Annotated in this window: 6 protein-coding genes and 1 pseudogene; 2 read left to right on the top strand and 5 right to left on the bottom strand. The window is 54.7% G+C overall.

Going from position 1 to position 7,511, the window contains the following annotated elements; all coding sequences use genetic code 11:
- Positions 1-139 precede the first annotated feature (139 nt).
- Positions 140-1,297 (bottom strand): annotated as a pseudogene (locus ACTVDO_RS13130) (IS6 family transposase); the annotation flags it as partial.
- Between the two features lie 17 nt (positions 1,298-1,314).
- Between ACTVDO_RS13130 and ACTVDO_RS13125 the strand changes: the two are divergent.
- Positions 1,315-1,653: a hypothetical protein gene (locus ACTVDO_RS13125; protein ID WP_020958611.1), complete on the top strand. Its 339-nt coding sequence runs from the start codon at positions 1,315-1,317 to the stop codon at positions 1,651-1,653.
- 135 nt (positions 1,654-1,788) lie between these two features.
- Here ACTVDO_RS13125 and ACTVDO_RS13120 read toward each other — a convergent pair whose 3' ends face one another.
- From ACTVDO_RS13120 to ACTVDO_RS13105, 4 genes are all read right to left on the bottom strand, one after another.
- The gene (locus ACTVDO_RS13120) at positions 1,789-2,511 is read right to left on the bottom strand and encodes a LutC/YkgG family protein (protein WP_020958612.1); all 723 of its coding nucleotides are present in this window, start codon (positions 2,509-2,511) and stop codon (positions 1,789-1,791) included.
- Positions 2,508-3,938 carry a LutB/LldF family L-lactate oxidation iron-sulfur protein gene (locus ACTVDO_RS13115; protein ID WP_442901687.1) on the bottom strand — a complete coding sequence of 477 codons (1,431 nt, stop codon included), beginning with the start codon at positions 3,936-3,938 and terminating at the stop codon, positions 2,508-2,510. Before ACTVDO_RS13115 ends, ACTVDO_RS13120 begins: the two co-directional genes overlap by 4 nt.
- 15 nt (positions 3,939-3,953) lie before the next feature.
- A complete protein-coding gene (locus tag ACTVDO_RS13110; protein WP_020958614.1) occupies positions 3,954-4,673 on the bottom strand; it encodes a (Fe-S)-binding protein in 720 nt (239 codons plus the stop codon).
- A 106-nt stretch (positions 4,674-4,779) separates the two neighbouring features.
- Positions 4,780-5,505, bottom strand: coding sequence for a FadR/GntR family transcriptional regulator (locus ACTVDO_RS13105; protein ID WP_020958615.1), 726 nt, complete (start codon positions 5,503-5,505; stop codon positions 4,780-4,782).
- Between the two features lie 306 nt (positions 5,506-5,811).
- On the opposite strand from ACTVDO_RS13105, the gene ACTVDO_RS13100 reads away from it, so the two are divergent.
- Complete coding sequence (locus ACTVDO_RS13100; RefSeq protein WP_020958616.1) at positions 5,812-7,488, top strand: L-lactate permease; 1,677 nt, start codon at positions 5,812-5,814, stop codon at positions 7,486-7,488.
- Positions 7,489-7,511 lie beyond the last annotated feature (23 nt).

Here is a 7,511-nt window from a genome sequence, read left to right as displayed (position 1 = left end):
ACGGGGACAAAAAAGAGGGCATAGGAAAGCCGCCCTTGCCATGACCGAATTTTACCTTTGGCGGTGTTCGGTTGGTCAAGGGTTCGCTTCGCCGAATCCGGCAGGAGTTCTGTTCAACGGGCTCCGGAGGACAAAAAAGTCAGGCCGCCTCTTGTAGGAGAAACGCTTGGGCCATGGCGATCAGCTTCGTCCACCGGGCCGGCATATGCGGCAGATCGGCGAGCTCCGGGATGACGACGGGAACCCGGCCTTCGAGCGCGCCATGCGGGCGCAGGAAGTTGAAATACGCCACAAACAGCGTGACAAAGGACACCGAGCCTTCTTCCGCACCGAACCCATGAGTCGGCCGATAGTTGCCTTTAAACGTCCGGTTGAATCGCTCGATGATCTGCTTGAGAGGGCGAAACTCTTCCGAGACCGGATCTTCGTTGGTCAGCCCGATCACCTGGCGGACGTCAAACGGAATCCCGTGCTGGGCAAAGAAGTGCTGCGCCAGCAGGTAAATGGGATTGCCGTCGACGACGAACGACAAATCGTCCGGGATGGACGGCAGTTTTCGCAGGACGTCATCACAGGCCCGGATGGCCGAGAGCGTGTCCCGGTTGGGGGAGACGCGATACGACAGCACGATCTTTTTGACGGCGTCAAACATAAAGAACAGGTAATGCCAGCGCCCTTTCACGCGAATATACGTCTCGTCCCCACAGAACGAGCCGGACAGCTCGTACGGGAACCGGTCGACAAAGGGCTTCATCAAGAGCGCGACGCTGTTGGCATAGTTGAGCACCGTCTGATGGGAGATCGACACGCCATGCACATCCTTCATGATTCCGGCTGTCTGTCTGGAGGACATCCCATAGTTAACGTAGTACGTCAACACCAGCCCCAACACGTGCGGCGACGCAGCCAGCCGGGACCAATCGACTTTCGGCTTGACGGGCGATGATGGAGCCACCGGGAGAAAGTCAAACCAAAACTCTCGAACCAAATACCGCACCTTGAAGGCTTGAGGATCCTGTTGAAACTGTTGGCGCTCCTTCTTCGTCATCCGTCGAAGGTTGGCCTGGTAAAACGGGCAGTCGTTGTTCTTGCACTTGTAGATGTTGTATTCTTTGCGTTCCTTGATTTTCTCCAGCGTCTTTTTGCAGTGCGAGCAGCGAAAGACCGCTTGCTTTTTGAACCGATTTCGGTGGTTGAACCGGCATTGGCACACTTTGCATTGGTACTGCCCTTTTCCGCCGTTGTTGGCGTACAGGTAGGATGACGGCGCCTGGCAACGGGGACACGTCAACGAATCCTATGGGAGGGGATGAAGTGCGTATAGGCATCCCGCTAGTTTTGCTCCTTGTCATGATTTTCTTTTCAGGGTGTCAGCAACAACAGACGGTCCCAGGGTATGACGATATTCCCCTGCACCCAAAGGCGAGTGACATTCGTTCGGTGGATGAGCGGGTGGAGTTTGTTGTTGCGTCTTCTTCCGCGGAGGAAGTGGCTGACTACTATCTTGAGAAATTGAAGAAACGTCAATGGACTCAAGTTGACAGGTGGGGGTCAGCTTTCGTGTATGAGAAAAAGGGGAGGGAAATTTTGCTAGTTGTTGCGGATGTGAAAAATTATACGAAAGTATCCGTCAGTCCGTTCCACCGGAATTGATCAAGACGTCAAACTGTTGGACCGCTTTCGCCGCATCGAAGCCGGCGAACCGCTTGCCAATGCGGTCGATGTGAGCCGGCAATATTGACGAAAAACGGTGCCCTATGATCGAGAAGGGACACCGTTTCGTTTTGGTCAGCGGTCGGTGACGATGATATACGCCGCTTTCATTGGCCCGTGGACGCCGACGACTAAGTTCATTTCAATGTCGGCCGAGTTGCTCGGGCCGGTGATGAAGTTGATGCACGATGGGACGAGGCCGCCTTTTTCAATTTGCTCATGAATGGCCGCCGCCGCTTGCGTCATGCGCGGCACAACCGTGCTTTTCGGGACGATGGCGATATACGTTTTCGGCAAAAAGTGAATGGCCCGGCCTTGTTCATTGCGCGAAAACAAAACGACTGTCCCTGATTCCGCCAGCGTGATGTCGCTGAAGGCGATGCCGACGTTCGCCTGCTCGGCGGCGTCAATGTTTTGGCGGCCGAGCGCCGGATTCCACGTATGGACGGCGGTTTGCTCGGCGGGCCATTCGTCTTGAAGCAGAGCGGACAGCCCGTACTCGGCAAAGCGCGGATCGTCCGGCACGATGACCGGACCGCCGCCGTAGGCGGCCACTTGCCGCTTCAGCGCGCCGGCAAGTTCGGCGCTTGTCGTTTCGATGTAATCGGTATGGATCAATCCGCATTGTTTTTGCAGCACTTTTAACAAGTCGTCTTGGCTATAGCCGGCAAGCACCGTCCATTGCGGCGCATAATCCCATTGCGGCCGGGAGACGCCGGACAGGCGCGGGTTTCTCCCAAGGCGCTGGGCGATGTTTTGCAAAAAGGCGTCACGGTTTTGAATCGTGCCACGCGTCATGACTGCTTCCCTCCTCCTTGGCGGCTGTCAAACCAGTCGCGGAACCGCTCTTTGCTCGGCGCCGGAAATTCGCGGCTTTCCGTCCACGCTTTCAGCGGCCCGGGGCCTTTCGTGACGCGCCCGTCCTCCACAAACGGGGCGAAGGCGCTCGGTGCGAATTTCGTGCCGAAGCGGTACAGCGACGATGAGGCCGTTCCGAGACGAAATGCCTTCATTGCCAGCTTTTCCGCGACCGGCGCTTTTCCTTCCCGCTCGACGATGATTTGGCGATGCTTGATGAGCAGCTCGTGAAGCGGGATTTTCACCGGACACGCTTCCGTACAGGCGGCGCACAGCGAGGAGGAGTACGGGAGCTCCTTGTAGTCGTCATAACCGCCTAACAGCGGTGACAACACCGCGCCGATCGGGCCGGAGTAAATCGAACCGTACGAATGGCCGCCAATGTGGCGGTAGACCGGACAGACGTTGACACAGGCGGCGCAGCGGATGCACTGCAGCACTGGTTGAAACTCGGTGCCTAAAATCGAGGAGCGCCCGTTGTCCACGATGACGAGATGGAATTCTTCCGGACCGTCGGCGTCGCCTTCATCGTGCGGACCGGTGAGAACGGTGATGTAGCTCGTCAGTTTTTGGCCGACAGCGCTTCGTGTGAGCATGCTCACAAGCACTTCCATCTCCGCAAACGTCGGGACGATTCGCTCCATCCCCATGACGGTAATTTGCGTTTTCGGCAGTGCGGTCACCAAATCAGCGTTGCCCTCGTTTGTGACGAGCGTGATCGATCCCGATTCGGCGATGGCGAAGTTGCACCCGGTGATGCCGATGTCGGCGGTCAAATAGTCGCGCCGCAGCATTTCACGGGCGTGGCGCGCAAGCTCAACGGGATCGGACGATTTCGTATAGCCGAGCTTCCGTTGGAAGACATCGCGGATTTGCTCTTTGTTTTTATGGAGCGCCGGACCGACGATATGCGACGGCGGATCGTGGTCGTCGATTTGCAAAATGTATTCGCCGAGGTCGGTTTCGACCACTTGGCAGCCGATGGCTTCCAGAACCGGGTTTAAGTTGATTTCTTCTGTCACCATTGATTTTGATTTCACAATTTTTTTGGCTTGTTTGTCCAAGGCGACGCGGCGGATGTAGTCGTTCGCTTCTTCGGCCGTTTGGGCGAAAAAGACGTGGCCGCCCCGTTTGGCAACGTTTTCACTGAGCTGCATTAAATAAAAGTCCAAGTTTTCGAGCGTATGCTTGCGGATTTGTTCAGCGAGCGAACGCCACTCTTCCCAATGGCCGAGCTCTTCGATGACGCCAAGCCGCCGCACATAGCCGCGGTCTTGCATGCCGGCGACTGCCCCGCGCATGAAATCGTTGTGCAAGTTTTCTTCGACCCGCTTCCAAAACGGACCGTTTTCAATTTTCATCGGCATGTCTGTTTCCCTCCCTTACTTCCGCTGATTCAGCACTTCGGCGATATGCATGACGCGAATCGGTTTGCCGAGGCGCTCGATGCGTCCGCCGATGTTCATTAAACAGCCGCAGTCCGCGCCGATCAAATAGTCGGCTTCGACTTCCTCGATATGTTCGATTTTTTCATCGACCATCTGTTCAGAGATCGGCCCCATTTTGACGGAAAACGTGCCGCCAAATCCGCAGCATTGATGGGCGTTCGGCAACGGAACGAGCTCAAGCCCTTTGACATTTTTCAATAGGCGAAACGGCGCTTCTTTGACGCCAAGAAGGCGGGTCATGTGACACGACGTATGGTACGTCGCTCGTCCATGAAGCGAGGCGCCGACATCTTCGACTTTCAGGACATCAACGAGAAATTGCGTCAATTCGTACGTTTTCGACGCGAGCCGCTTCGCCTCATCTTCCCACTCCGGATCGCCGCGGAAAATATGCGGATATTCTTTCAGCATCGCCGCGCACGAGCCGGATGGGGTGACGACGTAATCAGCGTGGGCGAACGCACGAATCATCTGTTTCATGGCTTCTTTCGCCTCTTTGACGTAACCGCTGTTATATGCCGGCTGGCCGCAGCACGTTTGCGCTTCTGGAAAATCAATCTCGCAGCCGAGCCGCTCGAGCAGTTCGACGGTCGCTTTGCCGGCGTTCGTGTAAAAGAGATCGATGAGGCACGTGACAAACAATGATACTTTCACTTCTTCTCCCTCCTGCTTGCGGATTGGATGAGCGGGTCATCTGATGACTATATGTCTATTATAAACGATTTTTTCAGATTCGCAGCCTTTTTTTGAAAAAAAGCACTCAGTCGGGCTGCTGAGTGCGAATATAGCGGCGCAGTACGTTTTCGACGTTTGTCAAATGGTCGAGCATGCGCGCCCGAGCGGCGTCGGGATTTTGTTCGCGAATGGCTTCAAAAATGGCCCGGTGTTCCGCAAGCAGTTTTTCGGTCGTCGTCTGTTTGGAAAACAGCCAAATGCGGCGCGTTTCCCGCATCGTTTCGACGATCATGCCGGAGACGCTGTTCATGATGCTTGTGAGCATCGGATTTTGCGACGCTTCGGCGATGGCCATATGAAACGCCAAGTCGGCTTTCTCGCCAAGCTCATCGCTGCCAATGCCTTCTTTCATTTGCTGAAGCGCAGCCGCCATCGCTTCGAGATCGTGGTCCGTCCGTTTGGCGGCGGCGAGCGAGGCGGCGCCTGCTTCGAGCAGTTTGCGTACTTCAAGCAAGTGCCAAATATCTTCTTTGTTCATTAAGACGGCGATCGACAGCGGAAACGTCATCATCGTCGGGTCGAACTCACGCACGTACGTTCCTTCGCCTTGCTTCAATTCGATCAGTCCCATCGCTTTTAACGCGGTCAGCGCTTCGCGGATGGCGGCCCGTCCGACTTGAAACTGCTCAGCGAGCTGTTGGACGGAATCGAGTTTATCGCCAGGCTTTAGCTCACCGTTTTTAATCATGTCAAAAATCGCTTCAGCCACTTCTTCATAAATTTTTTTTGTTTTAATCCGTTTAAACGCCAATGGATCCACCTCAATACGATAAAGTAGATTCCCGATTATAGGGAGGAAATATCCTGCACTGTTTATTATGATACAGCATCATGGGAAGAGACAAGCGCTTTTTGTCACTTGAGCGGAGATGCAGCGAATGAAAAGTTCAAAAAAATTAAAAAACGCCTATTGTCTTTTGAAGAAAACGGTTTTATAATTTGAGACAGGCGGCGTTTCTTATCTGATCATCTGATGACTGGAAGAGCGGAACAGAAGGATAAGCGAACGAGCTAGTTGCAAACGCCGAAACCAGGCCAAAGGGGAGGGGAAAACTGTATGCAGTGGAAGCAGGATTTTACGCCGATCGCCGACCAGCTATGGCTATCGGCCATTGTTGCACTCATTCCGATTTTGTATTTCTTTTGGGCGTTGGCAGTCAAGCGGATGAAAGGGCATGTCGCCGGATTGACGACGTTGCTTATTGCCGTTGTGTTGGCTGTAATCGCTTACAGAATGCCGGCCGGAAAGGCAGTCATGTCGGTGACGCAAGGGGCGGTGTACGGGCTGCTCCCGATCGGCTGGATCATCATCACCTCTGTCTTTTTATATAAGCTGACAGTGAAAACCGGGCATTTTGACATCATCCGCAACTCGGTCGTTTCCCTCACCGAGGACCGCCGTCTGCAGGCGCTGCTGATTGCCTTTTCGTTCGGCGCCTTTTTGGAAGGGGCAGCCGGGTTTGGCGCGCCGGTGGCGATTTCAGCGGCGCTTCTCGCCGGATTGGGGTTTAACCCGCTGTACGCCGCGGGCATTTGTTTAATTGCCAACACGGCCCCAGTTGCGTTCGGAGCGGTCGGGATTCCGATCATCTCGATGGAAGGGCCGACCGGTGTGCCGGCGATGGAAATTTCGAAAATGGTCGGGCGGCAGCTGCCGTTTTTATCGGTGTTCATTCCGTTCTACCTTGTGTTGATTATGGCGGGATGGAAAAGGACAATGGAAGTGTTGCCGGCTGTTATTGTCTCTGGCGTTTCGTTTGCGCTGACGCAATACTTGTCGTCGAACTTTTTAGGACCGGAGCTTCCGGACATTTTGTCCTCACTCGTTTCGATCGTCGCGTTGGCTGTCTTTTTGAAATATTGGAAGCCGAAAAGCACGTTCCGTTTTGCGTCGGAGTCGGAAGTGGCGGCCGCTGATCAAGCTGCTCGTGCCACGCATCGTGGCGGGGAAGTGTTCCGCGCTTGGTCGCCGTTTCTTGTGCTGACGGCGTTGATCTCGCTTTGGGGCATCCCGCAAGTGAAAGCGGCGCTCACCGGCCATTATGAAGGGACAAACAGCTTGTTGAAGTTGGTAAATGCCATTGGTGCTCATTTGACATTCGCGCCGCCGGTGCCGGGGCTCAATAACCAAATTTTGAATGCGAGCGGCCAACCGATCGCCGCCGTCTATAAGCTTGAACTGCTTGGTGCGGCTGGGACGGCCATTTTGCTGGCGGCCGTATTGACAAAGTTTATTATCGGCATTTCATGGAAAGAGTGGGGCCGCACATTTGTGGAAACGCTTAACGAGCTGAAATATCCGATTGCGACGATCGCTTCGGTTGTCGGCTTTGCCTACATTGCCAACTCGTCGGGGATGAGCACGACGCTTGGGATGGCGTTGGCGAAAACGGGGGCGTTTTTCCCGTTCTTCTCGCCGTTCTTAGGTTGGCTCGGTGTATTTATCACCGGTTCGGATACGTCGTCGAACTTATTGTTTGGCAACTTGCAAAAAGTGACGGCGACATCGATCGGCATGGATCCGGTGTTGGCGTTGGCGGCCAACTCATCAGGCGGCGTCGTCGGGAAAATGATTTCGCCGCAGTCGATTGCGGTCGCCTGCGCGGCGGTCGGCTTGACCGGCAAGGAATCCGACTTGTTCCGCTTCACGGTGAAACATAGTTTGTTCTTAATCATTTTGATTGGCATTCTCGTTTATTTGCAATCAACGGTATTGTCGTGGATGATTCCATAGCGGCAACGGAGGAGGGGATGAGG

The organism is Geobacillus sp. BK01, from assembly GCF_052220245.1.
Taxonomy (GTDB): Bacteria; Bacillota; Bacilli; order Bacillales; family Anoxybacillaceae; genus Geobacillus.
This window is presented reverse-complemented; position numbering and strand designations above follow the sequence as displayed.

Excerpts from the sequence above, each read along its gene's own strand:
- ACTVDO_RS13120 (WP_020958612.1), bottom strand. The coding sequence starts at position 2,511 with ATGACGCGTGGCACGATTCAAAACCGTGACGCCTTTTTGCAAAACATC.
- ACTVDO_RS13100 (WP_020958616.1), top strand. The coding sequence starts at position 5,812 with ATGCAGTGGAAGCAGGATTTTACGCCGATCGCCGACCAGCTATGGCTA.
- ACTVDO_RS13115 (WP_442901687.1), bottom strand. The coding sequence starts at position 3,938 with ATGCCGATGAAAATTGAAAACGGTCCGTTTTGGAAGCGGGTCGAAGAA.